The following is a 17,570-nucleotide window of genomic DNA, read 5'->3' on the forward strand; positions in this document are numbered from 1 at the left end:
CCATTGGCTAAATCTTTAGGTTAATTATCCTTGCTCGGGTGACCGTTCGTTAAGCGTCTCCCGAAACCTATTACCGGTAAGCTCTTGTTAGCCCTAGCGTTTAAGTCGAATTTTATGAGTATTCGATAGTGTCGCGATCAAGGTGAAAAACAAAAAATCACCAGGCGACAAACGAGAGGCAAAGACAATGATCAATTCGCGTCCGGCGGCGAAGACCGCCAACGTATCCGACGATCGCCGCGAGGCAATCCGTTCGCTTTACATGGAATCGCTGCAGCTGGTGGAGCGTCTGCATCGCCGTCTGCTTGACGTGATCAAGGACGAGTTCGACCGCAACGGCCGTTCCGACATCAACGCCATCCAGGCGCTGCTTCTGTTCAACATCGGCAACTCCGAGCTGACCGCCGGCGAACTGCGCTCGCGTGGCTACTATCTCGGCTCGAACGTCTCCTACAATCTGAAGAAGCTGGTCGATCTCGGCTTCATCAACCACCAGCGCTCCCGCATCGACCGCCGTTCGGTCCGCGTCTCGCTGACGCCGAAGGGCAATGAAGTGGCCGACGTCGTCGCTGGTCTCTATGAGCGCCATGTCGGCTCGATCGAGCAGGTCGGCGGCATCAACAGCGAAGAGTTCAAGCAGATGAACCGCGCGCTGCAGCGCCTCGATCGCTTCTGGAACGACACCATCGCCTACCGGATGTAATCCGGACATCAGATCGCGAGCCGCGCCAGAAGAAGCGCGGCCGGGGGAAAGCAAATGAAGGACCGGCGCCGGGGGCGTCGGTCCTTTTTTGCGATCATAGCTGTGACCACCATTGACCGTCTCGCATCTGAGGCGCGCTAGGCTTTCGCCTTCGCAATGCCTAATGTCCCTAAAAAAGGGGGGGCGATAATGGGTCTGGCTGGCCGTTTCAAAATCTATCCGGTTGCAATGATGCTCTTGGTTGCGCCGCAAATGGCGTTTGCCGAGGAGTGGTGGCAAGGCGCCTTCGCCAGTGAAGGCTCAAGCCCGTGCGACAACAATGACTCCATCGTCACGTTCACGGACAAATCGGCCGACATGTGGGAAGTCGCTTGCACCGTCCAAAAAGTCCAGAAGCTGAAAGGCCTGGACGCCATTATTCTGGACATGACCTGCTCGGACGACGAGCAGAGCGTCGACAAAAGGCGAACGCTGTTGCTCAAGCTCGATGACAACAAGCTGTTGCGATACCCGGAAAACCAGGTGTTGCAACGCTGTTCGGAGCTGGAAGGCAACGCCAGGAACTGAGCCACAGCACCAGAAAGGCGCGGCTTCGAGGGAACAGTCAGGGAACGGGTGCCGAAAAGCACCGGTCATTCCCTTTCAGATCACCGGCTGATCCAAATTCGACGCTAAGCCACGTTGCCGCCATATTCGCGGTGGAAGCGAGGGATGCGGGTGATGCGGCGGCGAAAGCCATCGGCGCGCCTGTAATGTCGCATCGCGGTCCGCTTTCCACGGCCAAGTGATGCAGGTCATGGTTGGCTAATTGTTAACAGTGCCAACTTTAGAGTGCGGGCGATATCGCCCAATGATCGTGCAAGTAGCCGAACGCTACGCGCCAAACGCTACAAGCCAAGTGCTAGAAGAATGTCTGGAACGTCGATGAGAACCAGCCGCCGCTTTTTCCTTTCCGGAGCCTCCGCGCTCGCCGTCGCCATGGTCGCCAATGCCGCCAGCGCGCAGGACGTCATCGACGATATCCTGAAATCCTCGGCCCGCGGCAATTGGGACGACCAGTTCGACGCCCGCGCCAGCGAGGGCGGCAAGGTCGCCTCGACGCTTCCGATCTTCAGCCTGCAGACGGTTGCCTTTACTGAACAGGCAGTGGCGCAGTATCAGAACATTGTCGCCCAGGGCGGCTGGGGCGAGGTTCCGGCGACCAAGAAGCTGCAGCTTGGCGTCGACGATCCGGATGTCGTGCCGCTGCGCAAGCGGCTGATGATTGCGGGCGACCTGGCGCAGAGCGCCGGCATTTCGACGTCGTTCGATTCCTATGTCGACGCCGCGGTCAAGCGTTTCCAGACCCGCCACGGCCTGCCGGCCGACGGCGCCATGGGCAAATACACCTACGCGGCGATGAACGTTTCGGCGCAGATCCGGCTTGGCCAGTTGGAGACCAATCTCCAGCGTCTTCGTGAAAAGGCCGGCACGCTCGGCAGCCGCTACGTGCTGGTCGACATCCCGGCGGCACAGATCGAGGCGGTCGAGAACGACCGCGTCGTGCTGCGCCACACCGCAATCGTCGGCAAGATCGACCGCCAGACTCCGGTGGTCAATTCCAAGATCAACGAGATCATCGTCAATCCATACTGGAACGCACCGGTCTCGATCGTGCGCAAGGACATCATTCCGCTGATGCGGAAGAACCCCGACTATCTCAAGGACAGCCATATCCGCCTGTTTGCGCCGGATGGCAGCGAAGTCGACCCGATGAATGTGGACTGGTCGACGGACGATGCCGAAAAGTACCGCTTCCGCCAGGATCCGGGCTCCGGCAATGCCATGGCCTCGGTCAAGATCAATTTCCCGAGCCCGGACGGCGTCTACATGCACGACACGCCGCAGCAGAGCCTGTTCGGCAAGATGATGCGCTTCGATTCCTCGGGCTGCGTGCGCGTCCAGAACGTGCGCGACCTCGTCACCTGGATCCTGCGCGACACCCCCGGTTGGGACCGCCAGCATTTCGAGGCGACCATCAAAACCGGTGAGAACACGCCTGTGCAGGTCGTCAACCCGGTGCCGGTCCATTTCCTCTATCTGTCGGCATGGTCGACGGGTCCGGGCGTTGTGCAGTTCCGCGACGATGTCTACGCACTCGACGGCGCCAGCGAACTGCAGATCACATCATCGCTATAAGTATTTGATATAATTAACGAAGGCCGCCGGAAAGGCGGCCTTTTTTGTTGCGCGGCCCTGGCTGGTCTCGGTCTATATGAGCCGCTGGTTCACCAGCCTCGCCACCGCCCGGGCGCGGTTGACGGCGCCCAGCTTGCGCCGTGCATTGTCAACATGGAAGCGCACCGTCGCCTTGGCGATGCGAGGATCACCGAGATTTCCCAGTCGGTCTTGCCCTCGGCGACAAGCGCCAGGGCCGGCAGGAGCGGAAAATAGCGGGTTCAGGGCCGCTCTGCCGCAAACCGGCCAGCAAATTTCGCGCCGCAAACGTGGCGAGGCTAAAACAACTGTGTTAATGGCGCGGCAATGCATGTCGCCCGGAACTGCGCGCCGGTTTTGGGGTAGCGATATGCATAGATAAATTGCCCCGAACCGGAGGATTTCAGGCCATGGCAACTGCAACGGCAGCGTCGAACAAATTCGAATCCTTCTTCGAAACCACGCTTGCCGATGCCGATCCGGATATTTTCGGCGCCATCCGCAACGAACTCGGCCGCCAGCGCCATGAGATCGAGCTGATCGCCTCGGAAAACATCGTTTCGCGCGCCGTGCTCGAGGCGCAGGGCTCGATCATGACCAACAAGTACGCCGAGGGTTATCCGGGCAAGCGCTACTATGGCGGCTGCCAGTTCGTCGATGTGGCGGAAGAACTCGCCATTGAGCGGGCCAAAAAGCTGTTTGGCTGCAACTTCGCCAACGTCCAGCCGAATTCCGGCAGCCAGATGAACCAGGCGGTCTTCCTCGCGCTCTTGCAGCCCGGCGACACCTTCATGGGCCTCGACCTGAATTCCGGTGGCCACCTGACCCATGGCTCGCCCGTCAACATGAGCGGCAAATGGTTCAAGGTCGTCTCCTACGGCGTGCGCAAGGAAGACCATCTGCTCGACATGGATGCGATCGAGAAGACCGCGCACGAGACCAAGCCGAAGCTGATCCTGGCCGGCGGCACCGCCTATTCGCGCATCTGGGACTGGAAGCGCTTTCGCGAGATCGCCGACGCGGTCGGCGCCTATCTGATGGTCGACATGGCCCATATTGCCGGCCTCGTCGCCGGCGGTGTGCATCCCTCGCCATTGCCGCACGCGCATGTGGTGACGACAACCACGCACAAGTCGCTGCGCGGTCCGCGCGGCGGCATGATCCTGTGCAATGACGAGGACATCGCCAAGAAGATGAACTCGGCTGTCTTCCCTGGCCTGCAGGGCGGTCCGCTGATGCATGTCATCGCCGCCAAGGCGGTAGCCTTCGGCGAGGCGTTGAAGCCGAGCTTCAAGCTCTATGCCGAGAGCGTCGCCGCCAACGCCAAGGCGCTGGCATCGAGCCTCAAGGAAACCGGCCTCGATATCGTCTCCGGCGGCACCGACAACCATCTCATGCTGGTCGACCTTCGCCCCAAGAACGCCACCGGCAAGCGCGCCGAGGCAGCGCTTGGCCGCGCCAACATCACCTGCAACAAGAACGGCATCCCGTTCGATCCGGAAAAGCCTTTCGTCACCTCGGGCGTGCGTCTCGGCACGCCGGCCGGCACCACGCGCGGTTTCGGCCAGGCCGAGTTCCGCGAGATCGGCAAGCTGATCGCCGAAGTTCTGGACGGGCTGAAGGTCGCCAATTCCGACGAAGGCAATGCCGCAGTCGAGGCGGCGGTGAAGGCCAAGGTCGTGGCACTGACCGATCGTTTCCCGCTCTATCCCTATCTCGGTTGACCGCCAGCGGCGCTTCGTCTTTTATCCCGCGCTCTGCGCCGCTCCTGTTCGGGCGGCGCGGCCTGTTGGAGATTTGATGATGCGCATCTTCCGTCTTGCCATTCCGGCTTTCTTCGGCTCGCTGGCCGCTTTCGCCGTGTCAGGCGCGGTTGCCCAGGAGCAGACGCAGCCGAGCACGGATATTCCGGCGACCACCACATTTGGCAGGTGGACCACCATCATCGATGCGCTCGACACCGGCCAGGATTCGCACAAGACCTGCGCCGCCTCCACGGCCTTTCTTGACGGCAACGGCAATGCCGGCACGCTGACGCTTTCGATCTCGACCGGCGACGCCCTGCCGCCCGATGCCTTTCCGGCCATCATGATCACGGTTGCCAACAAGGACCTGCCGACCGGCAAGAAGGTCGCCGCGACCTTTGGCGACCCCGGCGTCAAGGTTTCCGCGACGGTCTATTCCAACGATGCCGCCGGGCGCCCGACCTGGACGGTCGACAACCAGGCCAAGACTAGCCTCGCGCTGCTGCGTGCGATGCGCCAGGTCATCTCGCTCGATGTGACGTTCGGCAAGCAAACTGTCGCCAGCATTCCGATGGATGGCTTCACCAAGGCCTACCGCAACCTCGGAACGTCCTGCGGCTTCCCGACCAAGGACGTCGCGCCCTGACGTCTCTGGCGCGGCTGGCAATTTTCCTCGCGCCTCGCTATCTCTGAAGATACGAGCGGTCGTTGCCGAACCTTTGCCCGTTCCGGCAAAAACCTCTAAGCCTCTCGTTCCGCCAGATTCGCCAAACCCGAAGGCTCTCCATGCGCTGTCCCTATTGCCAGTCCGAAGATACGCAGGTGAAGGATTCGCGCCCCGCCGAGGATGGCGCGGCGATCCGCCGGCGGCGCGTCTGCCCCGATTGCGGTGGCCGCTTCACCACCTTCGAGCGCGTCCAGCTGCGCGACCTCGTTGTGGTGAAGAAGTCAGGCCGCAAAGTGCCGTTCGACCGCGACAAGCTCTTGCGTTCGGTCGAGATCGCTGTGCGCAAGCGCAATGTCGATCCCGAGCGCATTGACCGCGCCGTCACCGGCATCGTGCGCCAGCTCGAAAGCTCTGGCGAGACGGAAATCGCCTCGGGCGAGGTCGGCCGTCTCGTCATGGAGGCGCTGAAGTCGCTCGACGACGTCGCCTATGTCCGCTTCGCCTCGGTCTATCGCAATTTCCGCGAGGCCAAGGATTTTCACGATGTGCTGGGAGAACTCAAAGGTGACGAGCTGAAGGGCGACGAGCTGAAGAGCGAAGAGGACGCCGGCTGAGCATGGCAGCGCCTGGCAAAGCCGAGCAGGAAGCCCTCGATCGCCGTTTCATGGCGGCCGCGCTGCGGCTGTCGCGCAGAAATGCCGGCCGCACCTCGACCAACCCTTCCGTCGGCACGATCATTGTGCGCGATGATGGCGCTGGCCCGATGATCGTCGGCACCGGCGTCACCGCCGTCGGCGGCCGGCCGCATGCCGAGACCGAGGCGCTGGCTGAAGCCGGCGAGTTGGCGCGCGGCGCCACGGCTTACGTCACGCTTGAGCCTTGCGCCCATCACGGCCGCACCCCGCCGTGCGCCAATGCGCTGGTCAATGCCGGTGTCGCTCGTGTTGTCGGTGCCGCCAGCGATCCCGATCCGCGCGTGTCCGGCAAAGGCTACGCTATCCTGCGCGCCGCCGGCGTTGAGGTGGTCGAAAAAGTGCTGGCTGCCGAGGCTGCCGAGCAGATGGCAGGCTACCTGATTCGATCGCTGAAAAAGCGCCCGGAAGTGGTTCTGAAGCTTGCGCTTTCCAGCGACGGCAAGATCGGCAGGCATGGCGCCGGCCAGGTCACGATCACCGGAGATATCGCCCGCCGCGAAGTCTATCTGATGCGGGCCGAGGCCGACGGGATTTTGGTCGGCATCGGCACCGCGCTGGAGGATGATCCGGCGCTCACCGTGCGGCTGCCTGGGCTGGAAAACCGCTCGCCGGCGCGCATCGTGCTCGACCGCCAGATCAGGCTGCCGGAAGCCTCGAAACTGGTCTCCGGCATCGACAGGGTGCCGCTCTACGTCGCCGCCTGTCTGGAGGCCGACCCGCTGCGGCGGTCGGTGCTTGAGCGCACCGGCGTGCGCTTCATCGGCACCGAGACCCATGAGGGCGGTGTGGCTTTGCCGGAACTGCTCGAGGATCTCGGCGCGCTCGGCATGGCCAGCGTTCTGGTCGAGGGCGGCGCCAAGGTCGCGAGCGCCTTCCTCGCCGAGGGGCTTGTCGACCGCATAGTGCTGTTCCAGGGGCCGGAAGCGATCGGCGAGGACGGCATTGCATCGCCGATCGACGCCAACCATATCCCGGCAGGGTTTCGCAAATTGCGCGAGATGCGCTTCGGCGAAGACGGGTACGCCGAATGGATAAGGGATTTCTGATGTTTACCGGAATTGTCACCGACATCGGCACAGTCGCGGCCGCCAGGCCGCTGAGCGAGGGCGTCGGCCTGCGCATCGATACCGCTTATGACCCCGCGACCATCGCCATCGGCGCCTCGATCTCCTGCGGTGGGGTCTGCCTGACGGTGACGGCGCTGCCAGACGGCGGGTCCAACGCACGCTGGTTCGAGGTCGAAGCCTGGGAAGAGGCACTCAGGCTGACCACGGCATCGAGCTGGAAATCAGGCACCAAGGTCAATCTTGAGCGGGCGCTGAAAATCGGCGACGAACTCGGCGGCCACATTGTCTCCGGCCATGTCGACGGCATGGCCGAGATCGTCGAGCGCAAGGATGAAGGCGATGCCGTGCGCTTCACGCTGGAGGCACCGCGCGAACTGGCGAAATTCATAGCGCCCAAGGGCTCGGTCGCACTCGACGGCACCTCGCTCACCGTCAACAAGGTCGAAGGCACTCGCTTCGACGTGCTTTTGATCCATCATTCGCTGACCGTCACCACCTGGGGCGAGCGCAAGGTCGGCGACCGCGTCAACCTCGAGATCGACACCATGGCCCGCTACGCCGCGCGGCTGGTCGAAGCGGCGAAAGAGGGTCTGTAGCCAGCCGTCACAAAGGCGGCAAATTGATCGTCACCTTGGGGGCCACTGCTTCAGCTCGCGGATGGGGCATTCACCGCAAGTTGCGCCGCGAAACCCCTGATATAGGCGGGCCGGGCTTCCCCGCGAGCGACGTAAGCTGCCAGGTTTTGATATTCGTCCAGAATGCCTGACATTCTCAGCCGCAGCAGCACCGATACCATCAACAGATCGCCCGCGCTGAACGCACCATCGAGCCAGTCGGCAGCGCCCAAATGAGCCGAAAGCTTGTCCAACCGGGCGCGAACACGATCCTTTACCAGCGGCAAGCGCTGCTCGCTCCATGGTTTGTCGGCTTCGAATATTCTTGCCGTCGTCAGTTCGAGGATCGGCGGCTCGACGGTGTTCAATGCGGCAAACATCCACGTGATGGCGCGCGCCCGCGCATCGCGATCCCCAGGCAGCAGGCCCGCATGCCGCTCGGCAAGATGAAAGACGATCGAGCCGGTCTCGAACAGGCAGAGGGACCCGTCCTCATAAGTGGGGATCTGGCCGAAGGGATGGATGGCCAGATGCTCAGGCGCCTTCATCCCTGCGAAGGACACAAGACGAACCTCATAGGGCTGCCCCACTTCTTCGAGCGCCCAGCGAACGCGCGTATCGCGTGCCAGTCCCTTGCCGCCATCTGGCGATCGTTCAAAGGCCGTGATGGTGATTGTCATCCTATCCGTTTCCTGCTTGGGCGAATTTCTTCAGCTTCCTATCGTTAAGACGAATAAGCCTGCCAAAAGTCGACATCGGTCTTGAACTATTTCATTGCCGGGCGCAGTTCGCGAATGCCCGCTCCCGGGGTCGAGGTGGCACGGAAATTGGCCTGGCCCTTCGGACAAAGCTTGCGAATGCGGCCGCTTCGGCCTAAGTCACCGGCGACCCCCGGAGACATTTATGGCTGGCACATCCCAACACGGCAAAGCGTTCATCCGCCCGAAGAAGAAGGCCCACCTTCTGATCATCGAGGCGCGTTTCCATGACGATCTTGCCGACGCGCTTCTCGACGGCGCGACAAACGCACTCGACGAAGCCGGCGCGACCTATGACGTCGTCACCGTTCCCGGTTCGCTGGAAATTCCCGCCGTGATCACTTTTGCGCTCGACGGCATGGGCGAGGGCGGCAAGGACTATGATGGTTTTGTCGCGCTCGGCACCATCATCCGCGGCGACACCTATCATTTCGATATCGTCGCCAATGAATCGAGCCGCGCGCTGATGGATCTGTCGGTGCAGGAGGCGATTGCGATCGGCAACGGCATCCTGACCACCGAGAATGATGCGCAGGCCTGGACGCGCGCCAAGCGCTCTGAAGGCGACAAGGGCGGCTTTGCCGCGCGCGCCGCGCTCACCATGATCGCGCTCAAAGAGAAACTCGGAGCGCAATCGTGAGCGAACCCGCTTCGCCCGGTCCGCGTCACGCCAACAAGCGCGGCGCTGCCCGTCTGGCCGCCGTGCAGGCGCTTTACCAGATGGACTTGGCCGGCAGCGGCGTGTTCGAGATCACCGCCGAATACGAGGCCTTCCGGCTTGGCAAGGAAGTCGACGGTGCGCTTTACCGCGAGGCCGACGCGCAATGGTTCCGGGCCATCCTGACTGGCGTCGTCGAGAACCAGAAAACCATCGATCCGATCATCCGCCAGGCGCTCACCGAGGACTGGCCGCTATCCAGGCTCGATTCGACACTGCGCGCCATCCTGCGCGCCGGCGTCTACGAACTGATGAAGCGCGACGACGTGCCAGTGGCCGTCATCGTTTCGGAATATGTCGACATCGCCAAGGCCTTCTACGAGGAAGACGAGCCGAAGCTGACCAATGCCGTGCTGGATCGCGTGTCGCGCCGGGTGCGCGGTGAGGGCCGCGGCAAGGACGCGTCGTGATCGACGCGGTCGCCGGCGCAGCAAGGGAAGCGCGCCGCACGGCGATCATCCTGGCGGCGTCGCAGGCGATCATCGGCTCGGCCGCGCCGATTGCCATTTCCATGGGTGGGCTTGCCGGGCAATATCTGCTCGGTCCCGACAAGTCGCTGGCGACGGCGCCGATCACCGGCTTCAACATCGGCGTGGCGCTGGGCGCTTTGCCGGCTGCCGCCATCATCCGCTGGCTTGGCCAGCGCGGCGGCTTCATGACCGGCACCATCGTCACCGCGCTTGGCGGCGTTATCTCGACGCTGGCACTGTTCCAGGCGAGCTTCTGGCTGTTCGCTTTCGCACTGCTGGTGATTGGTGTCGGTGGCGCGTTCGTCCAGCAGTTCCGCTTCGCCGCCGCCGACAACGCGCCGCCGCAATTCAAGGCGCGCGCCATTTCTTTCGTGCTTGCCGGCGGCATCATCACCGCCGTCCTCGGGCCGCAGATCGTCATCTTCACCCGTGAATTGCTGGCGCCGGTCATGTTTGCCGGTTCGTTCGCGGCTATTCCTGTGCTGGCGGCGGTTGGCGCGGCCATCCTCTGGTTGCTGCGCATCCCGGCCAAGACCCCCAGCCACGCGCAAGCGGTGTCCAGCGACGCCCGGCCACTGTCCGAAATCGTCACCCGGCCGCGTTTCGTCGCCGCACTGTTCTGCGCCGTCGGCAGCTATGCGCTGATGAGCTTCGTCATGACCGGCGCGCCGCTGGCCATGGTCGGCTGCGGCCTGTCGACGGACGACGCCACGCTTGGCATTTCCTGGCATGTGATGGCGATGTTTGCGCCGAGCTTCTTCACCGGTTCGCTGATCCATCGCTTCGGTGCCGAACGCATCGTTGCCATCGGCCTGGTCCTGCTCATCGGCTGCGCCGCGGTGGCGTTGTCTGGCCTGCATCTGTGGCAGTTCTGGACGTCGCTGATCCTGCTTGGTCTCGGCTGGAATTTCGCCTTTATCGGCGCCACAGCCATGGTCGCGGACAGCTACCACCCGTCCGAAAAGAGCAAGGTGCAGGGCTTCCACGACTTCGTCCTGTTCGGCTCCGTCGCCTTCGCCTCGCTGATGTCGGGTGCCATCTACAATGCCTGGGGCTGGGAGATGCTGAACTGGCTGGTCTTCCCGGTCGTCGCTCTGTGCTTCGTCGCGCTGGGCGCGCTCAAGTTGACGGGATTGCGCAAAGCCCGCGCCTGATCGCTGACACGGCCTGTCAGCATGGCGCCGGCCGAAATCGCGGCGACCGCACAAAATTATTGCGTCTGCGCCCATTGTTATGAAACCGTGTGCCCCGACGGGGCGTTGAAGCCATGCTCATATGCGGCCGCCGCATTCCGGTTCAAAGCAAGAGGTTTTCATAATGTTTTCAGTCAAGGTTCTGGCCAGCGCGGCATTGGCGCTTGGCATCACCGCGGCTTCCGCCAATGCCCAGGTCGTCGTCTCCTCGAAGATCGACACCGAGGGTGGCGTGCTCGGTAACATCATCCAGCTTGTGCTGAACGCCAACAACATCAAGACCACCGACCGCATCCAGCTCGGCGGCACGCCGGTGGTGCGCAAGGCGATCACCGCCGGCGAGATCGACATCTATCCCGAATACACTGGCAATGCCGCCTTCTTCTTCGAGAAGGCTGACGATCCGGTCTGGAAGGATGCCGCCAAGGCCTATGAGACTGCCAAGAAGCTCGACCATGACGCCAACAAGATCGTCTGGCTGTCGCCGTCGCCGGCCAACAACACCTGGGCGATCGCGCTGCGCAAGGAAGTTGCCGAGACCAACAAGCTGGCGACGCTCTCCGACTTCGGCAAATACGTCGCCGGCGGCGGCACGGTGATTTTGGCCGCCTCGGCCGAGTTCGTCAATTCGGCGGCGGCACTGCCGGCCTTTCAGACCACATACGGCTTCACGTTGAAGCCCGACCAGTTGATCACGCTGTCGGGCGGCGACACCGCGGCGACCATCGGCGCGGCCGCCAACCAGACCAACGGCGCCAACGCCGCCATGGTCTACGGCACCGATGGCGGCATCGCCCCGTCCGGTCTGGTCGTGCTCGACGACGACAAGGGCGTGCAGCCGGTCTACCAGCCGGCGCCGATCATCCGCGAAGCCGTGCTGAAGGAGCATCCCGAGATCGAGACGCTGTTGAAGCCGGTCTTCGCCAAGCTCGACCTCGTCACGCTGCAGGACCTCAACGGCCGCGTCCAGGTCGGCGGCGAGCCGGTCAAGGGCGTCGCCGAGGATTTTCTGAAGAAGAACGGGTTTTTGAACTAGTCAGCGCACCGAAAGGTGACGTTGGTGCCAAACACCCCCCTCTGTCCTGCCGGACATCTCCCCCTCAAGGGGAGAGATTGGCAGTTCCTGCGTCGCGCTTCTTTTCCCGGCGTTGGATATTGGCGAAAGCCGGCGCGACATCTGATCTCCCCCCTTGAGGGGGAGATGGCCGGCAGGCCAGAGGGGGGTGCCTCGCGCAGAGCTTTCCCTCCTGCATCCCGTTCAGAGCACACCGCTCCGCACGAGTGGGCCTCGTGACCCCGCGTTTCGACAAGCTCGGCGTGGTCATCGCGGCGATCGTTGCCTATGCGGCATTCTTTGCCTCGTTCGCCACCTTCCGCGCCAACCGCATCGTGCCCGGTGAGGCGCGTTCGATCCTCGAGGCCTTGCCTGCGACTGTCGGGTCGCTTCTGCTGGCAATCGTCGTCGTGGCCGCAGTCATTGCCCTGCTGAAAACCCCGCTGGTCCTGCGCTTGGCCGCAAGCGTTGCGGCGCTCGCAGCGCTTGCAATCCTGATCGGTGTTGCCGGCACCTTCCTGACGCCGGCGGGCAACACCTTCGCCCGCATCTCGCCGGCTTCCGGCTTCTGGCTGCTGATCTTTGCCTTCACGTTGCTGCTCGCGGATGTGCTGACCAGGCTCAACCTGTCACCACTGGCCCGGGTCGGCGTGCTCGTCATTGCGGCGCTCGCCATCGGCCTGCTGTTGATCTCGGGGCAATGGGACAGCCTGTCGATCCTCAAGGAATATGCCAACCGCGCCGACAGTTTCTGGGCCGAAGGCTCCAAGCACATCACGCTGGCGCTGGGTTCGCTTGCGGCGGCGGTGATCGTCGGCCTGCCGCTCGGTATCCTGTGCCATCGCGTCGAACGGTTGCGCGCCGGCGTGCTCAACGTGCTCAACATCGTCCAGACCATTCCCTCGATCGCGCTGTTCGGCCTGCTGATCGCGCCGCTCGGCTGGGTCGCGGTGCATATTCCAGGTGCCGCAGCGCTCGGTATCAGGGGCATCGGTACGGCGCCTGCCTTCGTCGCTTTGTTTCTCTATTCGCTGCTGCCTGTGGTGGCCAACACGGTGGTCGGGCTTGCTGGTATCCCCCGCGCGGCCAACGATGCGGCGCGCGGTATGGGCATGACCGACCGCCAGCGCCTGTTCGGCGTCGAGTTTCCGCTGGCCTTTCCGGTCATCCTCACCGGCATCCGCATCGTTCTGGTGCAGAATATCGGCCTGGCCACAATCGCAGCGCTCATCGGCGGTGGCGGCTTTGGCGTGTTCGTGTTCCAGGGTGTTGGCCAGACGGCGATGGACCTGGTGCTGCTCGGCGCCGTACCGACGGTGGCACTGGCCTTTGCCGCAGCCATCATCCTCGACGCTGTGATCGAAATGACCGCCACCAAGCGCAGGGTTGAAACGGCATGATCGAGATCGAAGGCATTACCAAGCGCTATGACGCAACGACGGTGGTCGACGACGTGTCGATGGTCATCGAGCCGCGCACGGTCTGCGTCATCGTCGGCACATCCGGTTCCGGCAAGACGACGCTGCTGCGGATGATCAACCGGCTGGTGGAGCCGACCGCCGGTGTGATCAAGCTCGACGGCAAAGACAACCGCTCGCTGCCTGGCTACGAACTGCGCCGCAGCATCGGCTACGCCATCCAGGGCCACGGCCTGTTCCCGCACCGCACCGTGGCGCAGAACATCGCCACCGTGCCGGTGCTGCTCGGCTGGGACAGCGCCCGTATTAAATCCCGCGTCGCCGAACTGATGACGCTCTACCAGCTCGACCCCGAGGCCTTTGGCCCGCGCTATCCGCACGAACTGTCCGGGGGGCAGCAGCAGCGCGTCGGCGTCGCCCGAGCGCTCGCCGCCGAGCCCAACGTGCTGCTGATGGACGAGCCATTCGGCGCGCTCGACCCGATTATCCGCACCAAGGCGCAGGAAGATTTGCTGGCGATCCAGAAACGCTTCGGCACCACCATCATCCTTGTCACCCACGACATGGAAGAAGCCGTGCATATGGGCGACAAGATCGCCGTCATGGATGCCGGAAAGCTGGTGCAATACGCCAAGCCGGAAGAGATCCTGGCGCGGCCAGCCAGCGCTTTCGTCGAAACCTTGGTCGGCGCCAGTGAAAAGCCATTCCGGCTTTTGTCGCTCGGCCACGTGCGCGATGCCGTGGAAAAGGGCACCGCCGAAGGCGAGGCGATCCCCGGCGACGCCAGCCAGCGCGATGCGTTGGCCGAGCTCTTGTGGTCGGGCCGGTCGGCGCTGCCGGTGAAGAGCGAAGACGGCAAGCCTCTCGGCCGCGTCACCGTCGACGGCCTGGTGAAGCGCGCGGCGAGGCCGGCATGAAAGCCTGGCTGCCTTCGCTGCTCAGGCTGGCCCTGGTGGTGCTGCTCGTTGCCTTCGTCACCAATCCCGGCTGGTTCGAGCAGCTGTTGAAGCCGCTGACCGAAAACAATGCGCCGGCGATCTACAATCAGGGCAGCCTGCTGACGCTGACGCTGCAGCATCTCAGGACCGTGCTGATCGCCACACTGGCCGCCACCATCGTCGCGGTCGCGCTTGCTATCCTCGTCACCCGGCCGGCGGGCGCCGAGTTCCTGCCGCTGTCGCGCAGCCTGGTCAACATAGGCCAGACCTTCCCGCCGGTGGCGGTGCTGGCGCTGGCGGTGCCTGCGGTCGGTTTCGGCGAGAAGCCGACGCTGATTGCCCTGTTCCTCTACGGCCTGTTGCCGATCTTCGAGAACGCGCTGACCGGGCTGACGACACTGCCGGGCAATATCATGGAGGCCGCGCGCGGTGCCGGCATGACAGGCTGGCAAAGGCTGATAAAGGTCGAATTGCCGCTGAGCGCGCCGATCATCCTGGGCGGTATAAGGCTGTCAGTGGTGATCAGCCTGGCCACGGCCACGATCGGCTCGACCGTTGCCGCCAAGACGCTGGGCGAGGTGATCATCGCCGGCCTGCTGTCGAACAATCTTGCCTTTGTCCTGCAAGGCGGCCTGATCGTCGCGGCGCTGGCGGTGCTGATCTATGACGGACTGTCGGCCATCGAGCGCTACACGGCGCGCCGCATGGGGCAGGAGACCGAGCGCTGATTTCAGATCTCTACTGAGGCGCAGCCTTCGATTGCTTCACGCAAATTCTCGACCAGTTCCTCCAAGGTTTCGCCCTGGGTAGCGCAGCCGGGGATTTCCGGCACCTCTGCCCAGTAGCCACCTTCCGCGGCCTCGTGAATGATCGCTGCGAACTTCATGAGCTAAATCCGGTTTGACCTGATGATAACCGACCAAGTGGCAAACCAACAGCCCGGATGCCGCTGCGTCATTTCAATCGATCTAATAGCAAGGCATCAGCGACCGGAATGTTCTGGCCTAAACCTTTTGGCTGAAAGCCGGGCAAAAACCGAACAATATCTTGACGTTCCGAGCCCTGTTTCGCATACACCGCTGCGAAGGACGGATTCCGCATGCTGGCATCCGCTCCCCGTCTCAACGGCCCAGGGAGGGGTTCTTTTGGGCCATCAATCGAGGAAAATTCGGCAATGACCATCATTTCTGCCGTCATCGCCTGCGGCTTGCTTTCAATCCTATACGCCATCTGGGCGACACGATCGGTTCTTGCGGCCGATCAGGGCAATGCACGCATGCAGGAAATCTCCGCCGCCATCCGCGAAGGCGCGCAGGCCTATCTGGCGCGCCAGTACACCACCATCGCCATCGTCGGCGTGGTCGTGCTCGTTCTCGCCTGGTGGCTGCTCTCGATCACCGCGGCGGTCGGCTTCCTGATCGGCGCCGTGCTTTCGGGCGCTGCCGGCTTCATCGGCATGCACGTCTCGGTGCGCGCCAATGTACGCACCGCGCAGGCAGCGTCGAACAGCCTCGCCGCCGGCCTCGACATCGCATTCAAGTCGGGCGCCATCACCGGCATGCTGGTGGCGGGCCTGGCGCTGCTCGGCGTCTCGATCTACTACCTCATCCTGACCCATTTCATGGGCCTCGAGCCCAATGACCGCATCGTCATCGACTCGCTGGTTTCGCTCGGCTTCGGCGCCTCGCTGATCTCGATCTTCGCCCGTCTCGGCGGCGGCATATTCACCAAGGGTGCCGATGTCGGCGGGGATCTCGTCGGCAAGGTCGAAGCCGGCATTCCCGAAGACGATCCGCGCAACCCGGCCACCATCGCCGACAATGTCGGCGACAATGTCGGCGACTGCGCCGGCATGGCCGCCGACCTGTTCGAGACCTATGCGGTGACCGTCGTCGCCACCATGGTTCTGGCCGCCATCTTCTTCGGCGGCACCGCCGCTCTGGGTGCGGCGATGCTCTATCCGCTCGCCATCTGCGGCGCCTGCATCCTGACCTCGATCGTCGGCACCTTCTTCGTCAAGCTCGGTTCCAACGGCTCGATCATGGGCGCCCTCTACAAAGGCCTGATCGTCACTGGGTTGTTGTCGATCGTCGGCCTCGGTGTCGCTACCTCGGCAACCGTCGGCTGGGGCGAGGTCGGCACCGTTGCCGGCATGACCATCATCGGCAAGAACCTGTTCATCTGTGGCCTGATCGGCCTCGTGGTGACCGGTCTCATCGTGGTGATCACCGAATATTATACCGGCACCGGCAAGCGCCCGGTGAACTCCATCGCCCAGGCTTCGGTGACCGGTCACGGCACCAACGTCATCCAGGGCCTTGCGGTGTCGCTGGAATCGACAGCACTGCCGGCAATCGTCATCGTCGGCGGCATCATCTCGACCTACCAGCTTGCTGGCCTGTTCGGGACGGCGATCGCGGTTACCACCATGCTCGGCCTTGCCGGCATGATCGTCGCCCTCGACGCTTTCGGCCCGGTCACCGACAATGCCGGCGGCATTGCCGAAATGGCCGGCCTGCCCAAGGAAGTGCGCCACTCCACCGACGCTCTCGACGCGGTCGGCAACACCACCAAGGCGGTGACCAAGGGCTATGCCATCGGTTCGGCCGGCCTCGGCGCGCTGGTGCTGTTTGCCGCCTATTCGAACGATTTGAAGTTCTTTGCCGCCAATGGCGACAAATATCCCTACTTCCAGGGCATGGGCGATGTCTCCTTCGACCTCTCCAACCCCTACGTCGTCGCCGGCCTGATCTTCGGCGGCCTCATCCCGTATCTGTTCGGCGGCATCGCCATGACGGCCGTCGGCCGTGCGGCGGGCGCCATCGTCGAGGAGGTGCGCAAGCAGTTCCGCGAAGATCCGGGCATCATGGCCGGCACCTCCAAGCCGAACTATGCCCGCGCCGTCGACCTGCTGACCAAGGCGGCGATCCGGGAAATGATCATTCCCTCGCTGCTGCCGGTGCTGGCGCCGCTCGTCGTCTATTTCGGCGTGCTGCTCATCTCGGGCTCGAAGGCGTCCGCCTTTGCAGCCCTCGGCGCCTCGCTGCTCGGCGTCATCGTCAACGGCCTGTTCGTCGCCATCTCGATGACCTCGGGCGGCGGCGCCTGGGACAACGCGAAAAAGTCGTTCGAGGACGGTTTTGTCGACAAGGACGGCGTCAAGCATCTCAAGGGCTCCGAGGCGCACAAGGCTTCGGTGACCGGCGACACCGTCGGCGATCCCTACAAGGACACCGCCGGTCCGGCGGTCAACCCGGCGATCAAGATCACCAACATCGTCGCGCTGTTGCTGCTGGCCGTGCTCGCGCACGGCTAACGCAACGCCACTGCTTCA

The 17,570-nt window shown here is 63.3% G+C and carries 19 protein-coding genes; 16 read left to right on the forward strand and 3 right to left on the reverse strand.

The genetic code is table 11. The features are described 5' to 3' along the window. Window positions 1-187: 187 nt before the first annotated feature. The 8 genes from ldtR to AC1DYO_RS10480 all read left to right on the forward strand — a co-directional run bounded on the left by ldtR (window position 188) and on the right by AC1DYO_RS10480 (window position 7,669). Window positions 188-703, forward strand: a complete 516-nt coding sequence (gene ldtR, locus AC1DYO_RS10445; RefSeq protein WP_142869475.1) for a transcriptional regulator LdtR — start codon at window positions 188-190, stop codon at window positions 701-703. Between the two features lie 189 nt (window positions 704-892). After that, the gene (locus AC1DYO_RS10450; protein ID WP_477262851.1) at window positions 893-1,270 is read left to right on the forward strand and encodes a hypothetical protein; all 378 of its coding nucleotides are present in this window, start codon (window positions 893-895) and stop codon (window positions 1,268-1,270) included. 357 nt (window positions 1,271-1,627) lie between these two features. Further along, window positions 1,628-2,881: a L,D-transpeptidase family protein gene (locus AC1DYO_RS10455; RefSeq protein ID WP_477262853.1), complete on the forward strand. Its 1,254-nt coding sequence runs from the start codon at window positions 1,628-1,630 to the stop codon at window positions 2,879-2,881. A gap of 428 nt (window positions 2,882-3,309) precedes the next feature. Further along, window positions 3,310-4,623, forward strand: a complete 1,314-nt coding sequence (gene glyA / locus AC1DYO_RS10460; RefSeq protein WP_477262855.1) for a serine hydroxymethyltransferase — start codon at window positions 3,310-3,312, stop codon at window positions 4,621-4,623. Window positions 4,624-4,702: 79 nt separating this feature from the next. Continuing rightward, window positions 4,703-5,290, forward strand: a complete 588-nt coding sequence (locus tag AC1DYO_RS10465; RefSeq protein ID WP_477262923.1) for an invasion associated locus B family protein — start codon at window positions 4,703-4,705, stop codon at window positions 5,288-5,290. A 140-nt stretch (window positions 5,291-5,430) separates the two neighbouring features. Then, window positions 5,431-5,925: a transcriptional regulator NrdR gene (gene nrdR / locus AC1DYO_RS10470; RefSeq protein ID WP_023669351.1), complete on the forward strand. Its 495-nt coding sequence runs from the start codon at window positions 5,431-5,433 to the stop codon at window positions 5,923-5,925. 2 nt (window positions 5,926-5,927) lie between these two features. Continuing rightward, window positions 5,928-7,052 (forward strand): bifunctional diaminohydroxyphosphoribosylaminopyrimidine deaminase/5-amino-6-(5-phosphoribosylamino)uracil reductase RibD, encoded by a 1,125-nt coding sequence (gene ribD, locus AC1DYO_RS10475; protein ID WP_477262857.1) that lies wholly within the window; start codon window positions 5,928-5,930, stop codon window positions 7,050-7,052. Further along, window positions 7,052-7,669 carry a riboflavin synthase gene (locus tag AC1DYO_RS10480; protein ID WP_477262859.1) on the forward strand — a complete coding sequence of 206 codons (618 nt, stop codon included), beginning with the start codon at window positions 7,052-7,054 and terminating at the stop codon, window positions 7,667-7,669. Before ribD ends, AC1DYO_RS10480 begins: the two co-directional genes overlap by 1 nt. 50 nt (window positions 7,670-7,719) lie before the next feature. Here the strand turns inward: AC1DYO_RS10480 and AC1DYO_RS10485 are convergent, their stop codons facing one another. Further along, window positions 7,720-8,367 carry a glutathione S-transferase family protein gene (locus tag AC1DYO_RS10485; RefSeq protein ID WP_477262861.1) on the reverse strand — a complete coding sequence of 216 codons (648 nt, stop codon included), beginning with the start codon at window positions 8,365-8,367 and terminating at the stop codon, window positions 7,720-7,722. A gap of 223 nt (window positions 8,368-8,590) precedes the next feature. Here AC1DYO_RS10485 and ribH point away from each other — a divergent pair, with 223 nt between their 5' ends. From ribH to AC1DYO_RS10520, 7 genes are all read left to right on the forward strand, one after another. Beyond that, window positions 8,591-9,085, forward strand: a complete 495-nt coding sequence (gene ribH / locus AC1DYO_RS10490; RefSeq protein ID WP_477262863.1) for a 6,7-dimethyl-8-ribityllumazine synthase — start codon at window positions 8,591-8,593, stop codon at window positions 9,083-9,085. Further along, the gene (gene nusB / locus AC1DYO_RS10495) at window positions 9,082-9,573 is read left to right on the forward strand and encodes a transcription antitermination factor NusB (RefSeq protein ID WP_181060737.1); all 492 of its coding nucleotides are present in this window, start codon (window positions 9,082-9,084) and stop codon (window positions 9,571-9,573) included. The genes ribH and nusB overlap by 4 nt, the downstream gene beginning before the upstream one ends. Continuing rightward, the gene (locus tag AC1DYO_RS10500) at window positions 9,570-10,787 is read left to right on the forward strand and encodes an MFS transporter (RefSeq protein WP_477262865.1); all 1,218 of its coding nucleotides are present in this window, start codon (window positions 9,570-9,572) and stop codon (window positions 10,785-10,787) included. The genes nusB and AC1DYO_RS10500 overlap by 4 nt, the downstream gene beginning before the upstream one ends. 163 nt (window positions 10,788-10,950) lie before the next feature. Beyond that, on the forward strand, window positions 10,951-11,862 hold the full coding sequence (gene osmF, locus AC1DYO_RS10505) for a glycine betaine ABC transporter substrate-binding protein OsmF (RefSeq protein WP_477262867.1): 912 nt from the start codon (window positions 10,951-10,953) through the stop codon (window positions 11,860-11,862). A 254-nt stretch (window positions 11,863-12,116) separates the two neighbouring features. After that, window positions 12,117-13,280 (forward strand): ABC transporter permease, encoded by a 1,164-nt coding sequence (locus tag AC1DYO_RS10510; protein WP_477262869.1) that lies wholly within the window; start codon window positions 12,117-12,119, stop codon window positions 13,278-13,280. Then, complete coding sequence (locus AC1DYO_RS10515; RefSeq protein ID WP_477262871.1) at window positions 13,277-14,215, forward strand: ABC transporter ATP-binding protein; 939 nt, start codon at window positions 13,277-13,279, stop codon at window positions 14,213-14,215. Before AC1DYO_RS10510 ends, AC1DYO_RS10515 begins: the two co-directional genes overlap by 4 nt. Continuing rightward, window positions 14,212-14,964, forward strand: a complete 753-nt coding sequence (locus tag AC1DYO_RS10520; protein ID WP_477262873.1) for an ABC transporter permease — start codon at window positions 14,212-14,214, stop codon at window positions 14,962-14,964. The genes AC1DYO_RS10515 and AC1DYO_RS10520 overlap by 4 nt, the downstream gene beginning before the upstream one ends. A gap of 2 nt (window positions 14,965-14,966) precedes the next feature. On the opposite strand, the gene AC1DYO_RS10525 is transcribed toward AC1DYO_RS10520, so the two are convergent. Together AC1DYO_RS10525 and AC1DYO_RS10530 are read right to left on the reverse strand one after the other, a co-directional pair. Next, window positions 14,967-15,122 carry a type II toxin-antitoxin system HicB family antitoxin gene (locus tag AC1DYO_RS10525; RefSeq protein ID WP_477262875.1) on the reverse strand — a complete coding sequence of 52 codons (156 nt, stop codon included), beginning with the start codon at window positions 15,120-15,122 and terminating at the stop codon, window positions 14,967-14,969. Window positions 15,123-15,190: 68 nt separating this feature from the next. Beyond that, entirely contained in the window at window positions 15,191-15,421 is a 231-nt protein-coding gene (locus AC1DYO_RS10530; protein ID WP_477262877.1) for a hypothetical protein, read from the reverse strand. On the opposite strand from AC1DYO_RS10530, the gene AC1DYO_RS10535 reads away from it, so the two are divergent. After that, a complete protein-coding gene (locus AC1DYO_RS10535; protein WP_477262879.1) occupies window positions 15,411-17,552 on the forward strand; it encodes a sodium-translocating pyrophosphatase in 2,142 nt (713 codons plus the stop codon). The genes AC1DYO_RS10530 and AC1DYO_RS10535 overlap by 11 nt on opposite strands. Window positions 17,553-17,570 lie beyond the last annotated feature (18 nt).

The sequence above is a fragment of the Mesorhizobium sp. P2_F5 genome (assembly GCF_056403715.1).

Excerpts from the sequence above, each read along its gene's own strand:
- ldtR (WP_142869475.1), top strand. The coding sequence starts at position 188 with ATGATCAATTCGCGTCCGGCGGCGAAGACCGCCAACGTATCCGACGAT.
- AC1DYO_RS10450 (WP_477262851.1), top strand. The coding sequence starts at position 893 with ATGGGTCTGGCTGGCCGTTTCAAAATCTATCCGGTTGCAATGATGCTC.
- AC1DYO_RS10455 (WP_477262853.1), top strand. The coding sequence starts at position 1,628 with ATGAGAACCAGCCGCCGCTTTTTCCTTTCCGGAGCCTCCGCGCTCGCC.
- glyA (WP_477262855.1), top strand. The coding sequence starts at position 3,310 with ATGGCAACTGCAACGGCAGCGTCGAACAAATTCGAATCCTTCTTCGAA.
- AC1DYO_RS10465 (WP_477262923.1), top strand. The coding sequence starts at position 4,703 with ATGCGCATCTTCCGTCTTGCCATTCCGGCTTTCTTCGGCTCGCTGGCC.
- nrdR (WP_023669351.1), top strand. The coding sequence starts at position 5,431 with ATGCGCTGTCCCTATTGCCAGTCCGAAGATACGCAGGTGAAGGATTCG.
- ribD (WP_477262857.1), top strand. The coding sequence starts at position 5,928 with ATGGCAGCGCCTGGCAAAGCCGAGCAGGAAGCCCTCGATCGCCGTTTC.
- AC1DYO_RS10480 (WP_477262859.1), top strand. The coding sequence starts at position 7,052 with ATGTTTACCGGAATTGTCACCGACATCGGCACAGTCGCGGCCGCCAGG.
- AC1DYO_RS10485 (WP_477262861.1), bottom strand. The coding sequence starts at position 8,367 with ATGACAATCACCATCACGGCCTTTGAACGATCGCCAGATGGCGGCAAG.
- ribH (WP_477262863.1), top strand. The coding sequence starts at position 8,591 with ATGGCTGGCACATCCCAACACGGCAAAGCGTTCATCCGCCCGAAGAAG.
- osmF (WP_477262867.1), top strand. The coding sequence starts at position 10,951 with ATGTTTTCAGTCAAGGTTCTGGCCAGCGCGGCATTGGCGCTTGGCATC.
- AC1DYO_RS10515 (WP_477262871.1), top strand. The coding sequence starts at position 13,277 with ATGATCGAGATCGAAGGCATTACCAAGCGCTATGACGCAACGACGGTG.
- AC1DYO_RS10520 (WP_477262873.1), top strand. The coding sequence starts at position 14,212 with ATGAAAGCCTGGCTGCCTTCGCTGCTCAGGCTGGCCCTGGTGGTGCTG.
- AC1DYO_RS10525 (WP_477262875.1), bottom strand. The coding sequence starts at position 15,122 with ATGAAGTTCGCAGCGATCATTCACGAGGCCGCGGAAGGTGGCTACTGG.
- AC1DYO_RS10535 (WP_477262879.1), top strand. The coding sequence starts at position 15,411 with ATGACCATCATTTCTGCCGTCATCGCCTGCGGCTTGCTTTCAATCCTA.
- AC1DYO_RS10530 (WP_477262877.1), bottom strand. The coding sequence starts at position 15,421 with ATGATGGTCATTGCCGAATTTTCCTCGATTGATGGCCCAAAAGAACCC.